This window comes from Mesorhizobium sp. M7A.F.Ca.CA.001.10.2.1, assembly GCF_003998575.1.
Classification (GTDB): domain Bacteria; phylum Pseudomonadota; class Alphaproteobacteria; order Rhizobiales; family Rhizobiaceae; genus Mesorhizobium.
The window spans coordinates 1-2,070 of sequence record NZ_RZQY01000859.1 but is presented as its reverse complement, the minus strand read 5'-3'; the positions used below and the strand labels follow the sequence as shown (position 1 = coordinate 2,070).

At 63.6% G+C, this 2,070-nt stretch carries 3 protein-coding genes; all 3 read right to left on the bottom strand.

All coding sequences use genetic code 11. The annotated features are described in order from the left end of the window. A partial coding sequence (locus EN964_RS32700; protein ID WP_164776238.1) for an inositol monophosphatase family protein occupies positions 1–458 on the bottom strand: 458 nt, incomplete at its 3' end. 85 nt (positions 459–543) lie between these two features. Beyond that, positions 544–1,110, bottom strand: a complete 567-nt coding sequence (gene efp / locus EN964_RS32695) for an elongation factor P (RefSeq protein ID WP_013529127.1) — start codon at positions 1,108–1,110, stop codon at positions 544–546. Positions 1,111–1,283: 173 nt separating this feature from the next. After that, positions 1,284–2,070, bottom strand: a 787-nt coding sequence (locus tag EN964_RS32690) for a tetratricopeptide repeat protein (RefSeq protein WP_164776236.1), incomplete at its 5' end; no start/stop codon positions are given.

Here is a 2,070-nt window from a genome sequence, read left to right as displayed (position 1 = left end):
GTGTCGACCAGCTTGATGCGGCCGGCGACGCGCAAGCGGCGGTCGTTCATGAAGGCGCCGCCCCCGCGTTCGCAGGTGTAGAGTTCGTCCATCGCCGGATTGTAGATGACGCCGGCGACGATCTGGCCCTGGCGCTCCAGCGCGATCGAAACGGCAAAGAGCGGAATGCCGTGCAGGAAATTGGTGGTGCCGTCGAGCGGGTCGACGATCCAGCGATGCTGGCCGTCGTCGCCTTCAACCACGCCGCGCTCTTCCATCAGGAAGGAATAGCCGGGCCGAGCCTTGGACAATTCGGCAAAGACGATGTCCTCTGCCTTGCGGTCGGCCTGGCTGACATAATCGCCGGGGCCCTTCATCGAGACCTGCAGGTTCTGCACCTCGCCGAAGTCGCGCGACAGCGAGCGGCCGGCCTTCATTGCGGCCTGGACCATGACGTTGAGAAGGGCTGAGCGTGCCATAGTGCTTTTTCCCGGTGCTGCGCTTTAAATTCTGCCTCGATGCATGTCGGTGACCCGGAACCCGGCCACTTCTGGGCGACATGCGTCAGTCGGCGCGGCGCACGTAAGTGATTTCGTTGGTGTCGACGATGATGCGCTCGCCGGCGCCGATGAAGGGCGGCACCAGGACGCGGATGCCGTTCTCCAGGATCGCCGGCTTGTAGGACGATGCCGCCGTCTGACCCTTCACCACCGGGTCGGCCTCGGTGATGGTCAGCGTCACATAGTCGGGCAGCGAAATGCCGATCGGCCGCTCTTCGTAGAGCTGGACCGTCACCATCATGCCGTCCTGCAGGAAGGCGGCGCGATCGCCGACGAAGTCCTTGTTCAATTCGAGCTGCTCGTAGCTCTGGGTGTCCATGAACACCAGTGCGTCTTCCTGCGCGTAAAGGAAGGAAAAATCCTTCAGGTCGAGCCGGATCTGTTCGACGGTCTCGGCCGAGCGGAAGCGCTCGTTGAGCTTGGTGCCGTTGATGAGGTTCTTCAGTTCGACCTGATTGTAGGCGCCGCCCTTGCCGGGCTTGACGGTGTTGGTCCTGACCGCCACCCAAAGCCCGCCATCATGCTCGATGACATAGCCGGGACGGATTTCGTTGCCATTGATCTTGGCCATGATGAGATGATCCGGAATGATGCCAACGGCCACGCCGTCGGTATGGATGTTCGCTGGGAAAGCGATTTCGGGCTCCCAAGACCACAAATCGCCAGAAGAGGCAAGGGAGCGGGCAGGTCGGTGCCAGGCGAGGGGAGCCGAGGTTACACTTGCGATGACCGCGAGAACCGCCGTCAAGGCAGCCGGTTGGCCTTCTGCAGCGCCTGCTTGGTCTGGTCGTCGTCCAGCCCCTGCAGGAAGTCGTCCATCTGTGGGTCGATGAGGCCGGCACGGCGGGCGACGACGTACCAGGCGCCGGCAAGCACAAGGTCCGGATCAGTGCCGATGCCTTGCATATAGAGCTTGGCCAGGCGGTTCTGGGCGGCGACATTGCCGCCCTCCGCCGCCTGCTTCATCCAGCCGAAGGCGGATTTCAGGTCGCGCGCACCGCCGCGGCCTTCGATCATCCAGGCGGCGAGATCGATCTGCGCGGTGTCGTAGTTCTGCCTTGCGGCCTGCGCCAGCAGGCGCCTTGCCTGGGCGTCGTCACGTGGCTTGCCACCGACACCGTTGGCGTAGATCTGCGACATTGCATATTGCGCGTCCGCGAGGCCGGTCGCGGCGGCGCGCTCATAGTAGGAAACCGCCTTGGCCATGCCGGCGTCGCCGGGGTCCTGCTGGACCAGCATCTGCGCGAAATTGAATTGCGCCAGCCGGTTGCCGGCTTCGGCGGCGGCCTGCATCAAGGCGTAGGCCTCTTTTCCATCCTTTTTGACGTAGCGGCCGTCGAGCAGCATCAGCGCATACTGGAACTGCGATTCCGGCACACCCTGTTCGGCGGCCAGCGCGTACCATTTCGCCGCTTGCGCCGAATTGACCGGCACACCGAGCCCCCGCGACAGGATCTCGGCCACCAAGGTCTGCGCCGCCGGATCGCCGTTTTGCGCCCGGACCAATGCCAGATTGTAAGCTGTCTTGTAG